General features: G+C 57.0%; 20 protein-coding genes. 14 read left to right on the top strand and 6 right to left on the bottom strand.

Going from position 1 to position 22,720, the window contains the following annotated elements; all coding sequences use genetic code 11:
- Positions 1–2 precede the first annotated feature (2 nt).
- The 3 genes from ACTJJA_RS13365 (at position 3) to ACTJJA_RS13355 (ending at position 3,958) form a co-directional block, all read left to right on the top strand.
- On the top strand, positions 3–1,397 hold the full coding sequence (locus ACTJJA_RS13365) for a glycoside hydrolase family 1 protein (RefSeq protein WP_089597969.1): 1,395 nt from the start codon (positions 3–5) through the stop codon (positions 1,395–1,397).
- 327 nt (positions 1,398–1,724) lie between these two features.
- On the top strand, positions 1,725–3,143 hold the full coding sequence (gene mdtQ, locus ACTJJA_RS13360; protein WP_440668435.1) for a multidrug resistance outer membrane protein MdtQ: 1,419 nt from the start codon (positions 1,725–1,727) through the stop codon (positions 3,141–3,143).
- A gap of 50 nt (positions 3,144–3,193) precedes the next feature.
- Entirely contained in the window at positions 3,194–3,958 is a 765-nt protein-coding gene (locus tag ACTJJA_RS13355) for an SDR family oxidoreductase (protein WP_089597971.1), read from the top strand.
- An 86-nt stretch (positions 3,959–4,044) separates the two neighbouring features.
- Here the strand turns inward: ACTJJA_RS13355 and ACTJJA_RS13350 are convergent, their stop codons facing one another.
- Entirely contained in the window at positions 4,045–4,617 is a 573-nt protein-coding gene (locus tag ACTJJA_RS13350) for a DedA family protein (RefSeq protein ID WP_440668434.1), read from the bottom strand.
- 157 nt (positions 4,618–4,774) lie between these two features.
- Between ACTJJA_RS13350 and ACTJJA_RS13345 the strand changes: the two genes are divergently transcribed.
- Both ACTJJA_RS13345 and pbpG read left to right on the top strand, forming a co-directional pair.
- On the top strand, positions 4,775–5,362 hold the full coding sequence (locus ACTJJA_RS13345; protein WP_010433589.1) for a Yip1 family protein: 588 nt from the start codon (positions 4,775–4,777) through the stop codon (positions 5,360–5,362).
- A gap of 167 nt (positions 5,363–5,529) precedes the next feature.
- Positions 5,530–6,453, top strand: coding sequence for a D-alanyl-D-alanine endopeptidase (pbpG, locus tag ACTJJA_RS13340; protein ID WP_010433590.1), 924 nt, complete (start codon positions 5,530–5,532; stop codon positions 6,451–6,453).
- Positions 6,454–6,550: 97 nt separating this feature from the next.
- Here pbpG and ACTJJA_RS13335 read toward each other — a convergent pair whose 3' ends face one another.
- Both ACTJJA_RS13335 and dld read right to left on the bottom strand, forming a co-directional pair.
- Positions 6,551–7,105 (bottom strand): N-acetyltransferase family protein, encoded by a 555-nt coding sequence (locus ACTJJA_RS13335; protein ID WP_440668433.1) that lies wholly within the window; start codon positions 7,103–7,105, stop codon positions 6,551–6,553.
- 112 nt (positions 7,106–7,217) lie between these two features.
- A complete protein-coding gene (gene dld / locus ACTJJA_RS13330; protein WP_440668432.1) occupies positions 7,218–8,966 on the bottom strand; it encodes a D-lactate dehydrogenase in 1,749 nt (582 codons plus the stop codon).
- A gap of 189 nt (positions 8,967–9,155) precedes the next feature.
- On the opposite strand from dld, the gene bglX reads away from it, so the two are divergent.
- The 5 genes from bglX to ACTJJA_RS13305 all read left to right on the top strand — a co-directional run bounded on the left by bglX (position 9,156) and on the right by ACTJJA_RS13305 (position 15,351).
- The gene (bglX, locus tag ACTJJA_RS13325; RefSeq protein WP_440668566.1) at positions 9,156–11,453 is read left to right on the top strand and encodes a beta-glucosidase BglX; all 2,298 of its coding nucleotides are present in this window, start codon (positions 9,156–9,158) and stop codon (positions 11,451–11,453) included.
- A gap of 146 nt (positions 11,454–11,599) precedes the next feature.
- Positions 11,600–12,517: a glycine betaine ABC transporter substrate-binding protein OsmF gene (osmF, locus tag ACTJJA_RS13320; protein ID WP_440668431.1), complete on the top strand. Its 918-nt coding sequence runs from the start codon at positions 11,600–11,602 to the stop codon at positions 12,515–12,517.
- Between the two features lie 12 nt (positions 12,518–12,529).
- Positions 12,530–13,687: an ABC transporter permease gene (locus ACTJJA_RS13315; RefSeq protein ID WP_440668430.1), complete on the top strand. Its 1,158-nt coding sequence runs from the start codon at positions 12,530–12,532 to the stop codon at positions 13,685–13,687.
- Positions 13,680–14,630, top strand: a complete 951-nt coding sequence (locus ACTJJA_RS13310; RefSeq protein ID WP_089597976.1) for an ABC transporter ATP-binding protein — start codon at positions 13,680–13,682, stop codon at positions 14,628–14,630. The genes ACTJJA_RS13315 and ACTJJA_RS13310 overlap by 8 nt, the downstream gene beginning before the upstream one ends.
- Positions 14,614–15,351 carry an ABC transporter permease gene (locus ACTJJA_RS13305; RefSeq protein ID WP_440668429.1) on the top strand — a complete coding sequence of 246 codons (738 nt, stop codon included), beginning with the start codon at positions 14,614–14,616 and terminating at the stop codon, positions 15,349–15,351. Before ACTJJA_RS13310 ends, ACTJJA_RS13305 begins: the two co-directional genes overlap by 17 nt.
- Here ACTJJA_RS13305 and ACTJJA_RS13300 read toward each other — a convergent pair.
- Together ACTJJA_RS13300 and mlrA are read right to left on the bottom strand one after the other, a co-directional pair.
- Positions 15,326–15,439: a protein YohO gene (locus ACTJJA_RS13300; protein ID WP_010433613.1), complete on the bottom strand. Its 114-nt coding sequence runs from the start codon at positions 15,437–15,439 to the stop codon at positions 15,326–15,328. The two genes, ACTJJA_RS13305 and ACTJJA_RS13300, sit on opposite strands and share 26 nt — an antisense overlap.
- Positions 15,440–15,508: 69 nt before the next feature.
- On the bottom strand, positions 15,509–16,249 hold the full coding sequence (mlrA, locus tag ACTJJA_RS13295; RefSeq protein WP_010433616.1) for an HTH-type transcriptional regulator MlrA: 741 nt from the start codon (positions 16,247–16,249) through the stop codon (positions 15,509–15,511).
- Between the two features lie 216 nt (positions 16,250–16,465).
- Between mlrA and ACTJJA_RS13290 the strand changes: the two genes are divergently transcribed.
- From ACTJJA_RS13290 to ACTJJA_RS13280, 3 genes are read left to right on the top strand one after another with little or no spacing between them, the layout of a single operon-like run.
- On the top strand, positions 16,466–18,151 hold the full coding sequence (locus tag ACTJJA_RS13290; RefSeq protein ID WP_440668428.1) for a LytS/YhcK type 5TM receptor domain-containing protein: 1,686 nt from the start codon (positions 16,466–16,468) through the stop codon (positions 18,149–18,151).
- Positions 18,145–18,864, top strand: a complete 720-nt coding sequence (gene btsR / locus ACTJJA_RS13285; RefSeq protein ID WP_100165889.1) for a two-component system response regulator BtsR — start codon at positions 18,145–18,147, stop codon at positions 18,862–18,864. The genes ACTJJA_RS13290 and btsR overlap by 7 nt, the downstream gene beginning before the upstream one ends.
- A gap of 47 nt (positions 18,865–18,911) precedes the next feature.
- A complete protein-coding gene (locus ACTJJA_RS13280) occupies positions 18,912–19,382 on the top strand; it encodes a DUF1456 family protein (protein ID WP_440668427.1) in 471 nt (156 codons plus the stop codon).
- Between the two features lie 31 nt (positions 19,383–19,413).
- On the opposite strand, the gene metG is transcribed toward ACTJJA_RS13280, so the two are convergent.
- Complete coding sequence (metG, locus tag ACTJJA_RS13275) at positions 19,414–21,447, bottom strand: methionine--tRNA ligase (RefSeq protein ID WP_440668426.1); 2,034 nt, start codon at positions 21,445–21,447, stop codon at positions 19,414–19,416.
- Positions 21,448–21,584: 137 nt separating this feature from the next.
- On the opposite strand from metG, the gene apbC reads away from it, so the two are divergent.
- Positions 21,585–22,694: an iron-sulfur cluster carrier protein ApbC gene (gene apbC, locus ACTJJA_RS13270; RefSeq protein ID WP_440668425.1), complete on the top strand. Its 1,110-nt coding sequence runs from the start codon at positions 21,585–21,587 to the stop codon at positions 22,692–22,694.
- The last annotated feature ends 26 nt before the right edge of the window (positions 22,695–22,720 follow it).

Here is a 22,720-nt window from a genome sequence, read left to right as displayed (position 1 = left end):
TGATGAAGACTTTCCCGGATGATTTTTTATGGGGCGGCGCAGTTGCCGCGAATCAGGTAGAAGGCGCGTATCTGGAGGATGGAAAAGGGCTCTCCACCTCAGACGTCCAGCCGCAGGGGGTGTTTGGCCCGGTGGTGGAGCGCGTGGCGGGCGACAGCGGCATTAAGGATGTCGCTATCGACTTTTATCACCGCTACCCGGAAGACATCAAACTCTTTGCCGAAATGGGCTTTAGCTGCCTGCGCGTCTCCATTGCCTGGACGCGTATCTTCCCGAACGGCGACGAGCAGGCGCCAAACGAAGCGGGTCTGGCGTTTTACGACCGGCTGTTTGACGAGCTGGCTGCGCACGACATCACCCCGCTGGTCACGCTGTCGCACTATGAGATGCCGTGGGGGCTGGTGAAGCAGTACGGCGGCTGGGGCAGCCGTCAGACGATTACCTTCTTTGAGCGCTACGCCCGCACCGTGTTTGCGCGCTACAGGGAGAAGGTGAAGCTGTGGCTGACCTTCAACGAAATCAATATGTCCCTGCATGCGCCGATGACCGGCGTGGGCCTGCCGGAAACCAGCAGCAAAGGGGAAGTGTATCAGGCGATCCACCATCAGCTGGTGGCCAGCGCGCTGGCGGTGAAAGCCTGCCACGAGATTATCCCGGATGCAAAAATTGGCAACATGCTGCTGGGCGGCCTGATGTACCCGCTGACCTGCAGGCCGGAAGACGTGCTGGAAGCGCTGCAGGAGAACCGCGCCTGGCAGTTCTTTGGCGACGTGCAGTGCCGCGGGGCGTACCCAGGCTATATGCTGCGCTTCTTTCGCGACAGCGGCATCCAGATTGATATCACCGACGCCGACCGTGAGGCGCTGAAATCCACCGTCGATTTTATCTCGTTCAGCTATTACATGACTGGCTGCGTGACAACCGATGAAGAGTTGAACAAGCAGGCGCGGGGCAACATCCTGAGCATGGTGCCAAACCCGCATCTGGCAAGCTCCGAGTGGGGCTGGCAGATTGACCCGGTGGGCCTGCGCACGCTGCTGAACGTACTCTGGGATCGCTATCAGAAGCCCTTGTTTATTGTAGAAAACGGCCTTGGCGCGAAGGACAAACCGGACGCCGACGGCGTGGTGCAGGACGACTACCGCATTAGCTACCTTAATGACCACCTGGTGCAGGTGCGTGAAGCCATTGACGACGGCGTCGAGGTGATGGGTTACACCAGCTGGGGGCCGATCGATCTGGTGAGCGCGTCCAAAGCAGAACTGTCCAAGCGCTACGGCTTTATTTACGTGGACCGCGACGATAGCGGTAAGGGCACCCTGGCCCGCAGCCGCAAAAAGAGTTTTTACTGGTATAAAGAAGTGATTGCCACGAAGGGGGCATCGCTGAAAGCCTGAAAAGAATAACATCGCCCGGCGCAGTGCCGGGCAAATAGATCAGAAAATCATTTTGAATACGCCGGTAACCACTAACAGCCCTATCAAAAATATAATTAAAATAACCCACAGTAATATTTTCATTCCCTTCTCCTGCCCGTGTATGACACTGAATAAGTGTAGCAGTCAATTCATAATTGGTATGAATATGTTGAATTTATTCATTGTGATTGGGAATAAATTGCCGAATATGAAAATGTATGACAATTTGCAGATTGCCACGCGTTACTAAAAAACAGAATGGCATCAAGCGTAATTTGCGCCTTTAATTTTTTGAGTTATGGCGTAATGAAACGTTCTCTTATTTTATCTCTGAGTGCCCCTCTTGTCTTCATGCTGGCTGCCTGCGCGCCGGAACATGCCAGCGTGTCGCCAATTAAAGCGCAAGCCACTGCGGTATCGGTGAATACACAGCTAAGTCGAACCAACTGGCCGAAAAACGAATGGTGGAAAGACTATAACGATCCGCAGCTTAATTCGCTGATCGCGAAGGCGCTAAATGATGCGCCGGATATGCAAATCGCCCGACAGCGTATTACGCTCGCGGAAGCGCAGGCGAAAGCCACCATGGCGGCAGATGGCCCACAGATTGATTTTTCAGCCGATGCGGAACGGCAAAAAATGTCTGCGGAAGGGTTGATGGGACCTTTCGCCATTACCGATCCGGCTGCGGGTACGACCGGGCCGTGGTACACCAACGGAACATTTGGCCTGACAGCGGGCTGGGATCTCGATTTGTGGGGCAAAAACCGCGCGCAGGTTGAAGCCCGCGTCGGCAAGGTCAACGCCCAGAAAGCCGAGATGGAGCAGACGCGTCAGCTGTTGGCCAGCAGCGTCGCGCGGCTTTACTGGGAGTGGCAGACCCAGGCCGCGGTGGGGGACGTTCTCGCAGAGATTAAACACGAGCAGGAAAATATCATCGGTGCCGACCGCGAGCTTTATCAGCACGGGATCACCTCCTCCGTAGAAGGTGTTGAAACCGATATCAATGCCAGCAAAACCGAAGAGCAGCTTGCCGGGGTAAAAGGCAAAATGAAAGCCGTTGAGGCACGTCTGCAGGCCCTGACCAATACCTCCTCGATGAAGCTGACTCGCCATGCTTTACCAACAGCGGAAGCGGCGTTGCCCGCCACGCTGGGATACGAACTGCTGGCTCGCCGCCCTGATCTGCAGGAGGCGCACTGGTACATTGAAGCTTCCCTGAGCGAAGTGGATGCCGCCAAAGCCGCCTTCTATCCCGACGTGAACCTGATGGCATTCCTGCAGCAGGATGCCCTGCATCTGAGCGATCTGTTCCGTTCCTCTGCCCAGCAAATGGGTGTCACCGCGGGGCTGACGCTGCCGATCTTCGACAGCGGCAGGCTGAATGCGAATCTGGATATCGCCCAGGCGCAGAACAATCTTTCGGTGGCGAACTACAACAAAGCGGTGGTCGATGCCGTTAACCAGGTGGCGCGCACGGCCAGTGAAGTTGAAACCCTGACCGCCAAAAACCAGCAACAGCAGCAGGTCGAGAAAGATGCTGCGCGCGTGGTGGCACTGGCACAGGCGCGCTTTAGCGCCGGGATTATTGCCGGTTCCCGCGTCAGCGAGGCCAAAATTCCGGCACTCAAGGAACATATCGCTACGCTAACCCTGAAAGGGCAGTACGTGGATGCCACGCTACAGCTGACGTCCGCGCTGGGTGGTGGCTATCATCACAGCTAAAAAGGGTGATTATCTATACTTACCTCTTTGCACTTTTTCAGGAGGTGAGTATGACCCGAGTAGCAATTGTGACGGCATCGGATTCCGGTATCGGTAAAACCACCGCGCTGATGCTGGCAGAACGCGGGTTTGATGTCGGTGTGACATGGCATTCCGATGAAAGCGGCGCGCGGGAAACCTGTCGCGAGGTTGAGGCGAGGGGGCAACGTGCAGAGGCCATCCAGCTTGATCTGAGCACGTTGCCGGACGGCGCAAAGGCCATTGATACGCTGATTGCGCGTTTCGGTCGGCTAGATGTACTGGTCAACAATGCCGGGGCGATGACCAAAGCGCCATTCCTTGAGATGCCGTTTGACGACTGGCGGAACATTTTCACCGTTGACGTGGACGGCGCGTTTCTCTGTTCGCAGATTGCCGCGCGGCAGATGGTGAAGCAGGGGGAAGGGGGGCGAATTGTGAACATTACCTCGGTGCATGAGCACACGCCGCTGCCTGACGCCAGCGCCTATACCGCCGCAAAACATGCGCTGGGTGGCTTAACCAAATCCATGGCGCTGGAGCTGGTTAAGCACAAGATTCTGGTGAACGCCGTTGCGCCCGGTGCGATTGCCACGCCGATGAACGACATGGATGATAGCGAAGTGAAAGAAGGCTCAATGCCGGAAATCCCGCTGGCAAGGCCGGGGCATACCAAAGAGATCGCCAGCCTGGTGGCGTGGCTGTGCGACAGCGACGCCAGCTACACGACGGGGCAATCCTTTATCGTTGACGGCGGATTTATGCTGGCGAACCCGCAGTTTAAGCCGGAGGGGTAGTTTTCCCCTCACCCTAACCCTCTCCCAAGGGGAGAGGGAACTAAATACCCCCTCTCCGTGTCGGGAGGGCAACAGACCGCACTAAGCTAATCCTCATCCCGCCTCTTCTCCCTGTGCCGCATCCACAGCCTGACCCCAATCACCGCCACAACCACCAGAATCAGCCACGCCCAGTGTTTAATATGCTGATCGAGATTATGCAGCCACGGTCCGATCACCTCTCCGCCCACGTAGCCGAGCGTGGTGAAAATCAGCGCCCAGGCAATCGCGCCTACAATATTGAGCGGCAGAAATATTTTGGGCGGTAGACGGCTGGCACCGATCAGAATCGGCCCGATAATGCGAAAGCCGTACATAAAGCGGGTGCCAATGACGAACAGATAGGGATGACGCTGAATGAGGCGCTGAGCGCGGCGGATTTTCTTTTGATGCTTTGCGAAACGCTTAAGCAGCGTCGGCCCGAAGCGCAGCCCCAAAAAGTAGAGCAGCTGATCGCCAATCATCCCGCCCAGCGCGACCGCGGCGACGACCAGCGGGAATTTCAGCAATCCCTGATGCGCCGCAATGCCACCTAACAGCGTGATGGTTTCGCCTTCTGCCACGCTACCGATGACCAGCGCGGCATATCCATATTGTTCAATGAGTCCGTTGATATCCATTACGTCTGAGTTATCTCCCTGTTCGAGCCTGCTTTAATCATATACCCCCAGAATCAACCGTGCGGCAATCAACGGAATTTTCCCGCTGTACATAAAATAATCTAAAGCCTGCATTATACTTAGAGTATCGCTGACGGGCCGACAACAAGGGGGCGCTATGAACCATGTCTGGGGACTCTTCTCCCATCCCGATCGTGAAATGCACGTGATCAGAAGCGAGAACGAAACGGTCGCGCATCATTACACGCACCATGTGCTGCTGATGGCAGCGGTGCCGGTAATTTGTGCGTTTATAGGCACAACACAAATCGGCTGGAACTTTGGTGATGGCACCGTGGTTCAGCTCTCCTGGTTTACCGGGCTGTATCTTGCCGTCATCTTTTACGGCCTGATGCTGGCGGGTGTGGCGGTGATGGGGCGCGTTATTCACTGGATGGCGCGAAACTACCCGCAGCGTCCGTCGCTGGCCCACTGTATGGTCTTTGCCGGATATGTCGCGACCCCGCTGTTCTTAAGCGGTATTGTTGCGCTCTATCCACTGGTCTGGCTGTGCGCGCTGATCGGTACTGTTGCCCTCTTTTACACAGGTTATCTGCTGTATGTGGGGGTGCCAACCTTCCTGAATATCAATAAAGAAGAGGGCCTGAGCTTCTCCAGCTCCACGCTTGCCATCGGGGTTCTGGTCCTGGAGGCGTTACTGGCTCTGACGGTTATTCTGTGGGGTTATGGATACCGTCTCTTTTAAGCTCACTGCATTGCTGGCGTAAATGCCAGCAATGCAGCATCTGTTCACGATTCTCCGCTGGCGACAACGCACGGTGACCGCTATGATGCCGATGCCAGCCTGCGTTTATCCGTTGACGCAGGCGGTGTACGTCATTACGTGCGTGAATAATTATCAGAAGTCTCACCATGCTGAAATTCCGAGTTTCATTACTGAGCCTGGCGCTGCTGCTGGGTGCGTCCGCTGCCGCGCCAGCCATCGCCAAAACGCCTGCGGTGACCTCCGCGGCGGCACAACCGCAAATTGCCTCCGGCAGCGCGATGATCGTCGATCTCAACACCAACAAAGTGATCTATGCCAGCCACCCGGATCTGGTGCGTCCGATCGCCTCCATTACCAAATTAATGACCGCGATGGTGGTGCTTGATGCACGACTGCCGCTGGATGAAAAACTGAAGGTCGATATCAGCCACACGCCGGAAATGAAAGGCGTCTACTCCCGCGTGCGTCTGAACAGTGAAATCAGCCGTAAGGACATGCTGCTGCTGGCGCTGATGTCGTCCGAAAACCGCGCGGCAGCCAGCCTGGCGCACCACTATCCGGGCGGCTATGATGCGTTTATTCGCGCGATGAATGCCAAAGCCAAATCGCTGGGGATGACCAACACCCGCTACGTGGAGCCGACCGGGCTGTCGATTCATAACGTCTCAACGGCGCGTGACCTGACGAAGATGCTGATTGCCAGCAAGCAGTACCCGCTGCTCGGCCAGCTCAGCACCACGCGTGAGGACATGGCGACGTTCTCTAACCCGTCCTACACGCTGCCGTTCCGCAACACTAACCATCTGGTGTATCGCGAGAACTGGAATATCCAGTTAACCAAAACTGGCTTTACCAACGCGGCAGGACACTGTCTGGTGATGCGCACGGTATTTAACGGTAAGCCGGTGGCGCTGGTGGTGATGGATGCCTTCGGCAAATATACCCACTTTGCCGATGCCAGCCGTCTGCGCACCTGGATTGAGACAGGGAAAGTGCAGCCAGTTCCGGCCGCGGCATTGACGTATAAAAAGCAGAAAGCGGAACAGATGGCGACGGCGCAGAACGACTGAGTCGTCTGTCAGCGCCGGGTGGCGGCTTCGCCTTACCCGGCCTACAAAGACCTCGACACGTAGGCCCGGTAAGCGAAGCGCCACCGGGCGAAAGCGCCTACTCCGGCAGCGTCCAGTCACCGTCGTTGAGCGGGCGCTGCATTATCAACGTATCCCGCCAGTCGCCTTTCTTATACCCAACGCTTCGCAATTGACCCACGACATCAAAACCGTGCTTTTTATGTAAGCGCAGCGAGCCCGAGTTGTTATTCCCGTCACCCACAACGGCAATCATCTGCCGCCACGGGCCCTGCTCGCAGCGTGCGATCAGCGCGCTCAGCAACGTCGAGCCAAATCCACGGCCCGTAGTGCTGGCATCCACATAGATTGATTCTTCCAGCGTATAGCGATAAGCCTGTCGCGGACGGTATGGGGTGGCGTAGCAATAGCCCACGACAATGCCGCGATACAGCGCGATAAGCCACGGTAAACCGTTCTCCGCCACGCTTTTCATACGATGACGCATTTCGTCTACGGTGGGGGGAACTTCTTCGAAGGATGCGCGACCATGGAGTACATGCCATGCATAGATGGCCGAGATGGCATGCGCATCATCTGGCAGGGCATCACGCACCTCCAGTTCGGTTTCGGATAAAATATCTACAGCCGACATGATGTGCCCGCTCCTTATCGTAGAATGCCGGAGAAACGTCTCTCCGGCGACAGATCGCTACTCTAGTACGATTAAGGAGCGCTTAACAATCTCTCAAATATGGCTGTATGAATTAATCAGATGCTTGCGTTATGGGCTGCTCCGCATCTGCCTCTTCTTTCCAGTATTTCTTCCGCGTTGTCTTACCAATGCCGGGATTCATACTATTTGTAGGGTCATTCTCGCGATAAAACTGCTTAAGTGCGTCAGGGGCTTTATAAAGATGTCCGACGTTGTGTTCTGCAGGATATTGCGCGCCACGTTCATGTAACAGGGCGAGCATCTGCTCTTTAAGCGCGTGCGCGTCAACGCCTTTTTTAACGATGTAATCCTGATGGAAGACGTAGCACATAAAGTGGCCGTAATAGAGCTTGTGCACCAGCTTGCTGTCGATCTCCGGCGGCAGGTGCTCAAACCATTCGGTATCGTTGCGTCGCAGGGCGATATCCAGCGCCAGAATATCTTCCACCTCTTCGGAATGCACCGCCTGATAACGGATGGCTGCGCCTGCGGCGGCGAAACGATGCAGGAAGGCTTTGCTGCCTTCTTCCGGCGTGCAGGCAAAGAAATCACCCTCAGCCGTCTTGAAGAACTCGGTCAGCCAGTTTTGTGCTTCAGCAATCCCGTCTCCGGCCATCTTCAGCAGCAGGTGGTGCTCATACTTATCGCGCCAGGTTTTCATTTGCTCCGGTAAGTGCGCCGGAAAAACGTTGCCCAGCTTCTGCATAAAGCGGTCGGTGAAGTGCGGTTTGAACAGCGACACTTTATCGAGCATCGCGTCGGTGCGGCCCTTCATGGTGAAGAAGAACGGCATTTTGTCGGTGCCGAGCTTGTCGATCATCAGGAAGGTGTCTTTCCCGTAGCGCTCGGCGATGTCGTATATATCCCGGTGCATATATTCGCCCGCGACCGGCAGGTGGGTAAATTCGCCCAGAATATGACGACGGATTTCGGTCAACACCTCGGGCTGATTGGTGCCGATGTAAAACACCTGCTGCTTTTTCTCTGCCGGGAAGGTATCAAGACGCACGGCAAAAACAGCGAGCTTGCCCGCGCAGCCGGAGGATTCAAACAGGCGGTCCGGGTCAGCGTTATAGCGCGCCGGGGTGTCGGCGTCGATATCCCGCACGCGGGTGACGTAATCATGATCGTGCGCGTGGCGGCCATCGTGCTGAACGTCTTCGTCCTTCACGCGGTCATCGTCAAGCTTGCTCAGGATCTGCTCCGGCGTCACGCCGAGATCGATACCCAGATGGTTCACCAGCGTCAGCTTGCCGTTTTCGTCGATGCGGGCATACAGCGACATCTCGGTATACGCCGGGCCGCGCTGCACCAGCGAGCCGCCGGAGTTATTGCAGATCCCGCCGATCACCGACGCGCCAATACAGGAGGAGCCGATCACCGAGTGTGGCTCGCGTCCCAGCGGCTTAAGCGCTTTTTCCAGCGTGTAGAGCGTGGTGCCGGGGAAGGCCAGCACCTGTTCGCCTTTGTCCAGCAGGTGAAGTTTGTCGAGGCGCAGAGTGCTGATAATCACGATGTCACGATCGTAATCATTGCCGTTCGGCGTGGAGCCTTCGGTCAGGCCGGTATTGGCGGCCTGCATTAAAATAATCTTGTCGGCGGCGACGCAGGCGCTCAGCACGCGCCACAGCTCAAGCAGCGTGCCGGGGAAGACCACCGCCAGCGCATCGCCCTGGCCGGAACGGAAACCCTTGCGGTAGCGGGCGGTTTTAGCCGGGTCAGTAAGCAGGTGAGAGTGACCAACCAGGCGCGACAGTTCGTTAATAAAAGTATTGTTATCGTCAGTTCGAACAGAAGACATCTTCCACTCCTTGTGGTGGGGCAAATTTCTCGTTGTAAAGCATAGCGCGATTAACTGTTAAGCGGTCGAGTATTCACGAGAAAAATCAGAGAATAACCCTGCAAGGTTCAAAGGGTTTGTGGCACACTGCGCTTTTCGCACGGTATGGCCGAGATCGTCCGGCGGTTATTGATGAGAGAGTATAACGACATGAAATGGCTATGTTCTGTAGGTGTCGCCGTCAGCCTGGCGCTGCAACCTGCGCTCGCAGAGGATTTGTTTGGTAATCACCCGCTCACGCCTGAAGCCCGCGACGCGTTTGTCACGGAATTGCTCAAAAAGATGACGGTTGATGAGAAAATCGGTCAACTGCGTCTTATCAGCGTCGGCCCGGATAACCCGAAAGAGGCCATCCGTGAGATGATTAAAGAGAGCCAGGTGGGGGCGATTTTTAACACCGTCACCCGTCAGGATATCCGTAAAATGCAGGATCAGGTGATGGAACTCAGCCGCCTGAAGATCCCTCTCTTCTTTGCCTATGACGTGCTGCACGGCCAGCGTACCGTCTTCCCGATTAGCCTCGGGTTAGCCTCCTCCTTTAACCTCGACGCGGTGAAAACCGTCGGGCGCGTGTCGGCGTATGAAGCGGCGGACGATGGCCTGAACATGACCTGGGCGCCGATGGTCGACGTCTCCCGCGATCCGCGCTGGGGCCGCGCGTCGGAAGGCTTTGGCGAAGATACCTATTTAACGGCCACAATGGGTAAAACCATGGTGGAAGCGATGCAGGGCAAAAGCCCGGCCGACCGCTACTCGGTGATGACCAGCGTGAAGCATTTTGCGGCCTACGGCGCGGTTGAAGGCGGTAAAGAGTACAACACCGTCGACATGAGCCCGCAGCGCCTGTTCAACGACTACATGCCGCCATACAAGGCAGGGCTGGATGCGGGTAGCGGCGCGGTGATGGTGGCGCTGAACTCGCTGAACGGCACGCCAGCGACGTCCGATTCCTGGCTGCTTAAAGACGTGCTGCGCGACCAGTGGGGCTTTAAGGGCATTACCGTCTCTGACCACGGCGCGATTAAAGAGCTGATCAAACACGGCACGGCGTCCGATCCGGAAGATGCGGTGCGCGTGGCGCTCAAGTCCGGCATCAACATGAGCATGAGCGACGAGTACTACAGCAAATACCTGCCGGGGCTGGTGAAGAGCGGCAAGGTAACGATGGCGGAGCTGGACGATGCCACGCGCCACGTGCTGAACGTGAAATATGACATGGGGCTGTTTAACGATCCGTACAGCCATCTGGGACCGAAGGACTCTGACCCGGCTGACACCAATGCCGAAAGCCGTCTGCACCGCAAAGAGGCGCGTGAAGTCGCGCGCGAAAGCCTGGTGCTGCTGAAAAACCGCCTCGACACGCTGCCGCTGAAAAAATCCGGCACCATCGCCGTGGTGGGCCCGCTGGCCGACAGCAAGCGCGACGTGATGGGCAGCTGGTCTGCGGCTGGCGTGGCGGATCAGTCCGTCACCGTGCTGACCGGCATTAAAAATGCCGTCGGTGAAAACGCGAAAGTGGTATACGCCAAAGGCGCAAACGTCACTGACGACAAAGACATCGTTACCTTCCTCAATCAGTACGAGGAAGCGGTGAAGGTGGATCCGCGCACGCCGAAAGAGATGATTGACGAAGCGGTTAACGCGGCGAAGACGTCTGACGTCGTTGTCGCGGTCGTGGGTGAAGCGCAGGGCATGGCGCACGAGGCCTCCAGCCGTACCGATATCACCATTCCGCAAAGCCAGCGCGATCTGATCGCTGCCCTGAAGGCGACCGGCAAACCGCTGGTGCTGGTGCTGATGAACGGCCGTCCGCTGGCGCTGGTGAAAGAAGACCAGCAGGCTGATGCTATTCTGGAAACCTGGTTCGCCGGTACTGAAGGCGGTAACGCTATTGCCGACGTGCTGTTTGGCGATTACAACCCGTCGGGCAAGCTGCCGATGTCCTTCCCGCGCTCCGTTGGGCAGATCCCGGTGTACTACAGCCACCTGAACACCGGTCGTCCGTATAACGCCGACAAGCCGAACAAGTACACCTCTCGCTACTTCGACGAAGCCAACGGCCCGCTGTATCCGTTTGGTTACGGTCTGAGCTACACCACCTTTAAGGTCTCTGATGTGAAAATGTCTGCGCCGACCATGAAGCGTGATGGCAAGGTCACCGCCAGCGTGGACGTGACCAACACCGGCAAGCGCGAAGGCGCGACGGTGATCCAGATGTACGTTCAGGATGTTACCGCGTCTATGAGCCGTCCGGTGAAGCAGCTGCGCGGTTTCGACAAGGTGTCACTCAAGCCTGGCGAAACCAAAACCGTAAGCTTCCCGATTGACGTCGATGCGCTGAAGTTCTGGAACCAGCAGATGAAATACGTTGTGGAACCCGGCAAGTTTAACGTATTCATCGGCGTGGATTCCGCCCGGGTGAATAAAGGCGAGTTCGAACTGCAGTAATCCTCCCTTCCTTCGCATCCCCCGCCTCACGGGGGATGCGTCTTACCTTATGCTAAAAAGGCATTTTGACGGTTAAACACGCCGTTTTAAGCTACGCTTTTCTCTCAAGCCTCTGAAAAAGGCGATAAAAAAATGAGGACAGCGGAATGACGATTAAAAAGGGGATGTTAGGCTCTGCGGTGTTACTGGCCGCGCTTAGCCTGCCGCTTCAGGCGGCTGAGCCTGTCAAAGTGGGATCAAAGATTGATACCGAAGGGGCGCTGCTCGGCAATATTATTTTGCAGGTGCTTGAGAGCCACGGGGTCAAAACGGTCAACAAAGTTCAGCTCGGTACAACGCCCGTCGTGCGCGGTGCTATTACCTCCGGCGAGCTGGATATCTACCCTGAATACACTGGAAACGGCGCATTCTTCTTCAAAGATGAGAACGATCCGGCATGGAAAAACGCCAGCGCCGGGTATGAAAAAGTCAAAAAACTGGACGCAGATCAGAACAAACTGGTCTGGTTGACGCCTGCGCCTGCGAACAATACCTGGACCATCGCGGTGCGTAAGGACGTGGCGGAGAAGGGCAAGCTGACCTCGCTCGCGGATCTCAGCCGCTACCTGAAAGAGAAGGGCGATTTCAAACTCGCCGCGTCGGCTGAATTTATCGAACGTCCTGACGCGCTGCCTGCGTTCGAAAAAGCCTACGACTTCAAGCTTGACCAGGCCCAGTTGCTCTCTCTGGCAGGCGGTGATACGGCAGTGACCATCAAAGCCGCCGCGCAGCAAACCTCCGGCGTGAATGCCGCGATGGCCTACGGCACCGACGGCCCGGTTGCGGCCCTTGGACTGCAAACCCTGACCGACCCGAAAGGCGTCCAGCCGATTTACGCCCCGACCCCGGTAGTGCGCGAAGCGGTGCTGAAAGCCTACCCGGATATTGCAGAATGGCTCAAACCGGTCTTTGAAAAACTGGATGAAAAAACGCTGCAGCAGCTGAACGCCAGCATTGCCGTTGAGGGACTGGATGCCAAAAAAGTGGCGGCCGACTTCCTGAAACAACAAGGGTTTGTGAAGTAACAGGATAAAGCTGTGCCAATACAATGTCATAACCGCGTGCTGCTGCTGTTGGCCTGTGTGGCCATCGCGGCGGTCGCGTTACCTTTTGTGAACGTCGCGCCTAACCGGCTGATGTCGGGTGAAGGGCGCGCGCTTTGGCAGATTTGGTCGTTTTCGCCCGCGCTGCTGGCGGTGGCGCTGGGCGCAACCGTCGTCCTGTCGCTCTGGTCAGGTCGTGCCGCACACTGGCTGACGCTGCTCCTCTGTGAAGCCCTTTTTTTGGGGCTGTTCTGGAGCGCAGGGCAGTCGGCGACGCTCATGATGTCTGCGGAAAGCCCGCTGGCGCGTACGTCCATCGGCAGCGGTTTGTGGCTGTGGATGGCGCTCTGCCTGCTGGCCTGTAGCGATGCCATTCGCCGCCTGACGCCAGTACCCGTCTGGCGTTGGCTGCTGAACGCGCAAATCTGGCTCATCCCTCTGGTCCTCCTGTTTAGCGGTGAGCTGAATAATCTCTCGTTGTTAAAAGAGTACGCCAATCGCCAGGAGGTGTTTGATGATGCGCTCTCGCAACATCTGACGATCCTCTTTGGCACGCTTTTCCCGGCGCTGCTTCTGGGCGTCCCGCTGGGCATCTGGTGCTATCGCCATCCGGCGCGACAGGGGAGCGTGTTCACCGTTCTCAACGTCATTCAGACGGTTCCCTCCGTGGCCCTGTTTGGATTGCTCATTGCTCCGCTGGCCGGTCTGGCGAGGTCATTTCCCGCGTTGGGGGACATCGGCATTGCCGGTACCGGACTCACGCCCGCGCTGATCGCGCTGGTGCTCTATGCGCTGCTGCCGCTGGTGCGCGGTGTGGTGGCGGGCTTAAGCCAGGTTGCGCCGGATGTGCTGGAAAGTGCCCATGCGATGGGAATGAGCGCGCGGCAGTGTTTCTGGAAAATACAGTTACCCCTTGCGCTTCCGCTGTTAATTCGCAGCTTGCGGGTGGTGACGGTGCAAACCGTGGGGATGGCGGTGATTGCAGCGCTCATTGGTGCGGGCGGTTTTGGTGCGCTGGTGTTCCAGGGGCTACTCAGCAGCGCGCTGGACCTGGTCTTATTGGGCGTGGTGCCCACTATCGCGCTGGCGGTTGTATTGGATGCGTTATTTGCCCTGTGGCTCGCGCTGCTCGGGAGAAGAGCCAATGATTGAATTTCATGATGTCAGTAAAACCTTTGCCGGTCGTCCGGCGGCAAGCCACCTGAATCTGCATTTTGCCGAGGGGGCGTTTTCGGTATTGATCGGCACATCGGGGTCGGGAAAATCCACCACCCTGAAGATGATCAACCGGCTGGTTGAGCACGATAGCGGGATGATTCGCTTTGCCGGGGAAGAGATCCGCAGCCTGCCGGTACTGGAGTTGCGCCGTCGTATGGGCTATGCCATTCAGTCTATCGGGCTGTTCCCCCACTGGACCGTGGCGCAGAACATCGCCACCGTGCTGCAGCTGGAAAAATGGACGCGGGCGAAAACCCATGCGCGGGTGGATGAGCTGATGGCCCTGCTGGGATTAGAGCCGACACTGCGTGACCGCTACCCGCATCAGCTTTCCGGCGGACAGCAGCAGCGGGTTGGGGTCGCGCGCGCGCTGGCGGCCAATCCGCAGGTGTTGCTGATGGATGAACCTTTTGGCGCGCTGGATCCGGTCACACGCGGTGCGCTGCAGGCGGAGATGACCCGCATCCACCGCATTCTGGGGCGCACCATTATCCTTGTGACGCACGACATTGATGAGGCGCTGCGCCTGGCTGACCATCTGGTGCTGATGGACCACGGTGAGGTGGTACAGCAGGGCACGCCGCTTGCGCTGTTGAGCCAGCCCAAGAACGACTTTGTGCGTGAATTTTTTGGCCGCAGCGAGCTGGGCGTCAGGCTGCTCTCTTTGCGCACCGTTGGCGATTATATGCGCCGACAGGATGCACCGCTAAGCGGGGAACCGTTACAGGAGCAGATGAGCCTGCGGGATGCGCTGTCTGCTTTCGTCGCCAGACAATGTGAGATCCTGCCGGTGACCAACAGCCAGGGAACAACCTGTGGTGCATTGCACTTTCGCGATCTGCTGGCCGGGGAGGTGACGCGTGAAGGTCATGCGTGATCCGCTGCTCTGGCTGGCGCTGCTCTTCGTCGGCCTGCTCTTTCTGATGCCGCACAGCGCGGCGCTGTTCAGTTCGCTCTTTCCTGGCCTGCCGCGACCGGTCTATCAGCAGGAGAGTTTTATCAACCTTGCGCTGGCGCACGCCTGGCTGGTGACGATCTCAAGCGTCATTGCCATCGTCCTCGGCGTGGGGGCAGGGATCGCGGTGACAAGGCCATCGGGACGCGAGTTTCGTCCGCTGGTGGAGACGATTGCGGCGATCGGTCAGACGTTTCCGCCGGTGGCGGTGCTGGCGATTGCGGTACCGGTTATTGGCTTTGGGCAGCAGCCGGCGATTATTGCGCTGATTTTATACGGGGTGTTGCCGATACTTCAGGGAACCCTGGCCGGTATTGCGGCGGTGCCTGCATCGGTGCTGAGCGTAGCAGAAGGGATGGGCATGAGCGCCTGGCAGCGGTTGCGCAAGGTTGAACTCCCGCTCGCGGCACCGGTCATTATCGCCGGAATACGCACGTCGGTGATTATCAACATCGGTACGGCGACTATCGCCTCGACGGTGGGGGCAAATACGCTGGGAACGCCGATTATTATCGGCTTAAGCGGATTTAATACGGCCTACATTATTCAGGGTGCGCTACTGGTTGCACTGGCGGCGATTGTGGTCGATCGCCTTTTCGAGCGCCTGGCTCAGTATCTCAGCCGACACCGCCACGGACGATAAACGAGTAACCCGCCAGCATCACGCCGCCGATACCGCTTACGGCCATCAGGACAAAAAGGGTAATTACCGCCAGTTTAGTTGCCTTCATCATGTGCTCCTGTTGTTAACGGAACAATTATACGGTGAAGCGCAGCTGTTAATGAACCATTAAATGCCGTTATGGCTCATCCGGGCCCAGGGAATAAACCGGGTAACCATTCTCGCGCCATTCCGTCAGCAGCTGTTGCTGCGAGGCGGACGGCACTTCGCCACACCAGACCAGCAGGGTCTGTCCGTCAAAAAACTCGGGCCGTAGCTGGGCCAGCGAGTGCGCGAGCACATCCACGCGCCAGCCTTTTTGGGTGGCAATCCAGGCTTCCAGCCACAGACGCGTGGTGTCGTGCACGTTCCAGCCAACCACCAGCGCATCTTTTCCGGCCTTGTTCTTCGCCGAGGCAAGGCAGACGGCAATATAGTTGATCAGTACGCCGTCGAGCATGCTGAGCAGTGCCTGCAGGGTAGACTGTTGGCACTGGAGGCGTCGACGGAGCGGAATGAAAAGATGGGTGATCAGCGTTTGCGCGGGATAATCACGCCCTTGATCTTTTATCCACGCGCGCAGGCGCTGCAGGTTACCCGCCTGCAGGAGCCGCAGCAGTGCTTCCTGTTGCTCACGCCAGAGATGCTGGGTGTCCGGATCGTCATGGCTAAGCAAGGATTTCACTTTGCCGACCTGCACACCGTTGTCGATCCAGCTTTTTATCTCGCGGATCCGGTCGATATCGGCCTCGTTGAACAGACGATGCCCACCGTCCGTTCTCTGCGGTTTAAGTAATCCATACCGTCGCTGCCACGCCCGTAGGGTAACGGGATTGATATCACAAAGGAGTGCCACTTCACCTATTGTGTAAAGCGCCATATTCGCCCCCTGGCTTACGCGTCCCCAGCTTAACTGTAGACCCACTTTGCCGAACCAGGAAGGGTTGATCGTTTTTTGAACAAATAATTCGAAGCATGCGCGATGTCCGGCAAACGCTGTGATGACCGACACGATTTGCAGCTTTTTTGGCGCGCTTCAAAGAAAGTTTACCTGCATCAGTGTATGTTACGCGTTTTTAGAATGTGCGGTTTTTGTATGTACGAGTTTAATCTGGTGCTGTTGTTGCTTCAGCAGATGTGTGTGTTTCTTGTCATCGCCTGGTTGATGAGTAAAACGCGCCTGTTCATTCCGCTGATGCAGGTCACCGTCCGTCTGCCGCACAAGCTGCTTTGCTATGTGACCTTCTCCATTTTCTGCATTATGGGGACCTACTTTGGTCTCCATATCGAAGATTCCATTGCCAATACGCGCGCCATCGGTGCGGTGATGGGCGGCCTGCTTGGCGGTCCCGTTGTCGGCGGCCTTGTTGGGCTTACCGGCGGTCTGCACCGCTATTCCATGGGCGGCATGACGGCGCTGAGCTGTATGATCTCCACCATCGTCGAAGGGCTGCTGGGTGGCCTTGTGCACAGCTACATGATCAAACGCGGCCGTCCGGATAAGGTATTTAGCCCACTTACCGCCGGTGCGATTACCTTCGTGGCAGAGATGGCGCAGATGGCGATTATCCTGCTGATTGCCCGTCCGTTTGACGATGCGCTGCACCTGGTGAGCAATATTGCAGCTCCGATGATGGTGACCAATACCGTGGGCGCGGCGCTGTTTATGCGTATTCTGCTCGACAAGCGCGCCATGTTTGAGAAATACACCTCGGCGTTTTCCGCGACGGCCCTGAAAGTTGCAGCCTCAACGGAGGGGATCCTGCGTCAGGGATTCAACGAAGAAAACAGCATGAAGGTGGCGCAGGTGCTCTACAAGGAGCTGGATATCGGTGCCGTCGCCATTACCGACCGCGAAAAGCTGCTGGCGTTTACCGGTACCGGAGACGACCACCATCTGCCGGGCAAACCGATCTCATCAACCTATACCCTGCGCGCCATTGAAACCGGTGAAGTGGTGTATGCCGACGGGAATGAGATCCCCTACCGTTGCTCGCTTCATCCGCAGTGCAAGCTTGGCTCGACGCTGGTGATCCCGCTACGCGGTGAAAATCAGCGGGTGATGGGGACGATTAAGCTCTACGAAGCGAAAAACCGCCTGTTCAGCTCGATCAACCGCACGCTGGGGGAGGGGATTGCCCAGCTGCTTTCCGCGCAAATTCTGGCGGGGCAGTATGAAAGGCAGAAAGCGCTGCTGACGCAGTCAGAGATCAAACTCCTGCACGCCCAGGTCAATCCACATTTCCTGTTTAACGCGCTTAATACGCTGAAGGCGGTTATCCGCCGCGACAGCGATCAGGCCGCGCAGCTGGTGCAGTTTTTGTCGACCTTTTTCCGCAAGAACCTAAAACGGCCTTCCGAAATCGTGACCCTGGCCGACGAGATTGAACACGTTAACGCGTACCTGCAGATTGAACAGGCACGCTTCCAGTCTCGCCTGCAGGTGTCGCTCTCTGTTCCGGACGCGCTGGCGTACCAGCATCTTCCGGCTTTTACCCTTCAGCCTATCGTGGAAAATGCCATCAAGCACGGTACATCGCAGCTGCTGGGCATCGGGGAGATCACCATTTCTGCTACCCAGTTTAACCACCATCTGGTGCTGGATATTGAGGATAACGCCGGGCTCTACGTCCCTTCAGCCACGGGGGGGTTAGGGATGAGCCTGGTGGATAAACGCCTGCGTGCGCATTTCGGTGACGACTGTGGCATTACCGTCGCCTGTGAACCCGACCGATTTACCCGTATCACCTTACGACTGCCGCTGGAGGAAAACGCATGCTGAGAGTGCTGATTGTGGATGACGAGCCGCTGGCACGGGAAAACCTGCGCGTGCTATTGCAGGAGCAGAGCGATATCGAGGTGGTGGGTGAGTGCGCAAATGCCATTGAGGCCATCGGTGCGGTGCACAAACTGCGTCCGGACGTGCTGTTCCTCGACATTCAGATGCCGCGCATCAGCGGGCTGGAGATGGTCGGGATGCTTGATCCTGAGCACCGCCCCTATATCGTCTTTCTGACAGCCTTTGATGAATATGCCGTGAAGGCATTTGAAGAACATGCCTTTGATTATCTGCTGAAACCGATTGAAGAGAAACGGCTGGATAAAACGCTCACCCGTTTACGCCAGGAGCGTACCGTGCAGGATATGACGCTGCTGCCGGAAAACCAGCAGCCGCTGAAGTTTATCCCCTGCACCGGGCACAGCCGCATCTATCTCCTGCAGATGGATGACGTGGCCTTTGTCAGCAGCCGTCTGAGCGGGGTATATGTCACCAGCGCAGAGGGAAATGAAGGCTTTACCGAGCTGACGCTTCGCACCCTGGAGAGCCGCACGCCGCTGATCCGCTGCCATCGTCAGTATCTGGTGAACATGGCGCACCTGAAGGAGATCCGCCTGGAAGATAACGGCCAGGCCGAACTGGTGCTGCGTGCCGGGCAAACGGTGCCCGTCAGCCGTCGCTACCTGAAGAGTTTGAAAGAGGCGATTGGTCTGTAAAACTGGTACACTGCGCGCCATTGCATCATCGACAGTTAAAGGCACTCATGATTAGTAATGACATTCTTCGTAGCCTGCGCTACACCCTGAAAGCAAACAATAACGACATGGTGCGCATTCTTGCGTTGTCCGACATGGAAGCCACGTCTGCGGGTTTCGATACCTGGATGACTAAAGAAGACGAAGAGGGGTTTGTTCGCTGCCCCGACATCATTCTGTCGGGTTTCCTGAACGGCCTGATTTACGATAAGCGTGGCAAAGATCCGGCCGCGCCCGAGCTGGCGCTGGAGCGTCGCGTGAACAACAACACGGTGCTGAAAAAGCTGCGCATCGCGTTCTCGCTGAAAACGGACGATATTGTCGCGATCATGACCGAACAAAAATACCGCGTGTCGGTGCCGGAAGTGACCGCCATGATGCGCGCGCCGGACCATAAAAACTACCGCGAGTGCGGCGACCAGTTTTTGCGTAATTTGCTGCGCGGGCTGACCCACCGGGTGCATCACCCGAAACCATAAAAAAAGCCGGAGATTATCTCCGGCTTTTTTGTTATTTCACCTGCTGACCCGGCTTCGCGCCTTCGTCTGGGCTTAACAGGAAGATATCCTTCCCGCCAGGGCCTGCAGCCATCACCATCCCCTCGGAGATGCCGAAACGCATTTTGCGCGGTGCCAGGTTCGCCACCATCACGGTCTGACGACCGATCAGCACCTGCGGGTCCGGATACGCTGAACGAATGCCAGAGAAGACGTTGCGCTTCTCGCCGCCCAGATCCAGCGTCAGACGCAGCAGCTTGTCAGAGCCTTCCACAAACTCAGCGTTTTCAATCAGCGCCACGCGCAGGTCGACTTTGGCGAAATCGTCAAAGGTAATGGTTTCCTGAATCGGGTCGTCTGCCAGCGGGCCGGTAACCGGTGCCGCAGCCGCCTTCACCTCTTCTTTAGAGGCTTCCACCAGGGCTTCCACCTGTTTCATCTCGATGCGGTTATACAGCGCCTTGAAGGTGTTCACCTTGTGGCCGAGCAGCGGCTGCGCCATGGCATCCCAGGTCAGTTCGGTGTTCAGGAACGCTTCAGCGCGGGTAGCCAGCTGTGGCAGAACTGGCTTCAGGTAGGTCATCAGCACGCGGAACAGGTTGATACCCATAGAGCAGATGGCCTGCAGATCGGCATCGCGACCTTCCTGCTTAGCGACAACCCACGGGGCCTGCTCGTCGACATAGCGGTTCGCCAGGTCAGCCAGGGCCATGATTTCACGCACCGCTTTACCGAACTCGCGCGCTTCCCAGGCTTCGCCAATGCTCGCCGCTGCGTCAGTGAAGGTTAGGTACAGGGCAGGGTCAGCCAGTTCAGTCGCCATCACGCCGTCAAAACGCTTGGCGATAAAGCCCGCGTTACGGGACGCCAGGTTCACCACCTTGTTGACGATGTCCGCGTTCACGCGCTGCACGAAATCTTCCAGGTTCAGGTCGATATCGTCGATACGGGAAGAGAGCTTCGCGGTGTAGTAGTAGCGCAGGCTGTCCGCGTCGAAGTGGTTCAGCCAGGTGCTGGCCTTGATGAACGTACCGCGAGATTTGGACATCTTCGCGCCGTTCACCGTCACGTAGCCGTGAACGAACAGGTTGGTTGGCTTGCGGAAGTTGCTGCCTTCCAGCATCGCTGGCCAGAACAGGCTGTGGAAATAAACGATGTCTTTACCGATGAAGTGGTACAGCTCGGCCGTGGAATCTTTCTTCCAGTATTCATCAAAGCTGACGGTATCGCCGCGCTTGTCGCACAGGTTCTTGAAGGAGCCCATGTAGCCGATTGGCGCGTCCAGCCAGACGTAGAAGTATTTGCCCGGCGCGTTCGGGATTTCGAAGCCGAAGTACGGCGCATCGCGGGAGATATCCCATTGCTGCAGGCCGGATTCGAACCACTCCTGCATCTTGTTCGCTACCTGCTCCTGCAGCGCGCCGCTGCGGGTCCATGCCTGCAGCATTTCGCTGAAGGATGGCAGGTCGAAGAAGAAGTGCTCGGAGTCACGCATCACAGGCGTTGCACCGGATACCACGGATTTCGGCTCGATAAGCTCGGTCGGGCTGTAGGTCGCGCCGCACACTTCGCAGTTATCGCCGTACTGGTCCGGGGATTTACATTTCGGACAGGTGCCTTTGACGAAGCGGTCCGGCAGGAACATGCCTTTTTCCGGATCGTACAGCTGAGAGATAGTGCGGTTTTTGATAAAACCGTTCTCTTTCAGACGGGTGTAGATCAGCTCCGACAGCTCGCGGTTTTCGTCGCTGTGCGTGGAGTGATAGTTGTCATAGCTGATGTCAAAGCCAGCAAAATCAGTTTGATGCTCCTGACTCATTTCGGCAATCATCTGCTCCGGGGAAATCCCCAGCTGCTGCGCTTTCAGCATGATCGGCGTGCCGTGAGCATCGTCCGCACAGATGAAGTTAACCTCGTGGCCGCGCATTCGCTGGTAACGGACCCAGACATCAGCCTGGATATGCTCCAGCATGTGGCCGAGGTGGATTGAGCCGTTGGCGTACGGCAGTGCGCACGTTACCAGAATTTTTTTCGCGACTTGAGTCATAGTAGGCATTACTTCTTTTAACTGTGAAAAGGGTTTTTGATATTACCAAAAGGGGCATTATTAAGTAAGCACAAACCACGGCCTTTCAGGTAAACTTGTTCATCTAAGGTCTTATTCACAAGAACAAAGGAGTCGGGATGAGTTCTCAATCCCAGGCCAAATCACCGGAAGCCTTACGAGCAATGGTCGCCGGGACGCTGGCTAACTTTCAGCATCCAACCCTGAAGCACAATCTTACGACGCTGAAAGCGTTACACCACGTTGCCTGGCTGGACGATACGCTGCACATTGAGCTGCAGATGCCCTTCGTCTGGACCAGCGCCTTCGACGCGCTGAAAGAGCAAACCAGCTCGGAGCTGCTGCGTATCACCGGTGCGAAGGCGATTGACTGGAAGCTGAGCCACAGTATCGCCACGCTGAAGCGCGTGAAAAACCAGCCTGGCGTGAATGGCGTAAAAAACATTATTGCCGTCAGCTCTGGCAAGGGTGGGGTGGGTAAATCCTCCACGGCTGTAAACCTGGCGCTCGCGCTGGCAGCGGAAGGGGCAAAAGTCGGTATTCTGGATGCGGACATTTATGGCCCGTCCATTCCAAACATGCTGGGCGCGGAAAACCAGCGTCCAACCTCGCCGGACGGCACCCACATGGCGCCAATCATCGCGCACGGTCTGGCAACCAACTCGATTGGTTATCTGGTCACCGACGATAACGCGATGGTCTGGCGCGGTCCGATGGCCAGCAAGGCGCTGATGCAGATGCTGCAGGAAACCATGTGGCCGGATCTGGATTATCTGGTGCTGGACATGCCGCCGGGCACGGGCGACATTCAGCTGACGCTGGCGCAAAACATTCCGGTAACGGGAGCGGTTGTCGTGACCACGCCGCAGGATATCGCGCTGATCGACGCCAAAAAAGGCATCGTGATGTTCGAGAAGGTGGAAGTACCGGTGCTGGGTATCGTTGAGAACATGAGCATGCATATCTGCAGCAACTGCGGACACCATGAGCCTATTTTCGGTACCGGTGGTGCGGAGAAGCTGGCGGCGCAGTATCACACTCAGCTGCTGGGGCAGATGCCGCTGCACATCACGCTGCGTGAAGATCTGGACAGCGGTAAACCAACCGTGGTGAGCCGTCCGGACAGCGAATTTGCGGATATGTATCGTCAGCTGGCGGGGCGCGTTGCGGCGCAGCTTTACTGGCAGGGCGAAGTCATTCCGGGGGAAATCGCGTTCCGCGCGGTGTAAATCCCCAACGCTGGATTGCCGGGTGG

The sequence above is a fragment of the Enterobacter sp. 22452 genome (assembly GCF_052045065.1).
Classification (GTDB): Bacteria; Pseudomonadota; Gammaproteobacteria; order Enterobacterales; family Enterobacteriaceae; genus Enterobacter; species Enterobacter mori.
Note: the sequence above shows the minus strand (reverse complement) of the source record. Positions and strands in the feature narration are given on the sequence as shown.

Excerpts from the sequence above, each read along its gene's own strand:
- ACTJJA_RS13365 (WP_089597969.1), top strand. The coding sequence starts at position 3 with ATGAAGACTTTCCCGGATGATTTTTTATGGGGCGGCGCAGTTGCCGCG.
- mdtQ (WP_440668435.1), top strand. The coding sequence starts at position 1,725 with ATGAAACGTTCTCTTATTTTATCTCTGAGTGCCCCTCTTGTCTTCATG.
- ACTJJA_RS13355 (WP_089597971.1), top strand. The coding sequence starts at position 3,194 with ATGACCCGAGTAGCAATTGTGACGGCATCGGATTCCGGTATCGGTAAA.
- ACTJJA_RS13350 (WP_440668434.1), bottom strand. The coding sequence starts at position 4,617 with ATGGATATCAACGGACTCATTGAACAATATGGATATGCCGCGCTGGTC.
- ACTJJA_RS13345 (WP_010433589.1), top strand. The coding sequence starts at position 4,775 with ATGAACCATGTCTGGGGACTCTTCTCCCATCCCGATCGTGAAATGCAC.
- pbpG (WP_010433590.1), top strand. The coding sequence starts at position 5,530 with ATGCTGAAATTCCGAGTTTCATTACTGAGCCTGGCGCTGCTGCTGGGT.
- ACTJJA_RS13335 (WP_440668433.1), bottom strand. The coding sequence starts at position 7,105 with ATGTCGGCTGTAGATATTTTATCCGAAACCGAACTGGAGGTGCGTGAT.
- dld (WP_440668432.1), bottom strand. The coding sequence starts at position 8,966 with ATGTCTTCTGTTCGAACTGACGATAACAATACTTTTATTAACGAACTG.
- bglX (WP_440668566.1), top strand. The coding sequence starts at position 9,156 with ATGAAATGGCTATGTTCTGTAGGTGTCGCCGTCAGCCTGGCGCTGCAA.
- osmF (WP_440668431.1), top strand. The coding sequence starts at position 11,600 with ATGACGATTAAAAAGGGGATGTTAGGCTCTGCGGTGTTACTGGCCGCG.
- ACTJJA_RS13310 (WP_089597976.1), top strand. The coding sequence starts at position 13,680 with ATGATTGAATTTCATGATGTCAGTAAAACCTTTGCCGGTCGTCCGGCG.
- ACTJJA_RS13300 (WP_010433613.1), bottom strand. The coding sequence starts at position 15,439 with ATGAAGGCAACTAAACTGGCGGTAATTACCCTTTTTGTCCTGATGGCC.
- mlrA (WP_010433616.1), bottom strand. The coding sequence starts at position 16,249 with ATGGCGCTTTACACAATAGGTGAAGTGGCACTCCTTTGTGATATCAAT.
- ACTJJA_RS13290 (WP_440668428.1), top strand. The coding sequence starts at position 16,466 with ATGTACGAGTTTAATCTGGTGCTGTTGTTGCTTCAGCAGATGTGTGTG.
- btsR (WP_100165889.1), top strand. The coding sequence starts at position 18,145 with ATGCTGAGAGTGCTGATTGTGGATGACGAGCCGCTGGCACGGGAAAAC.
- ACTJJA_RS13280 (WP_440668427.1), top strand. The coding sequence starts at position 18,912 with ATGATTAGTAATGACATTCTTCGTAGCCTGCGCTACACCCTGAAAGCA.
- metG (WP_440668426.1), bottom strand. The coding sequence starts at position 21,447 with ATGACTCAAGTCGCGAAAAAAATTCTGGTAACGTGCGCACTGCCGTAC.
- apbC (WP_440668425.1), top strand. The coding sequence starts at position 21,585 with ATGAGTTCTCAATCCCAGGCCAAATCACCGGAAGCCTTACGAGCAATG.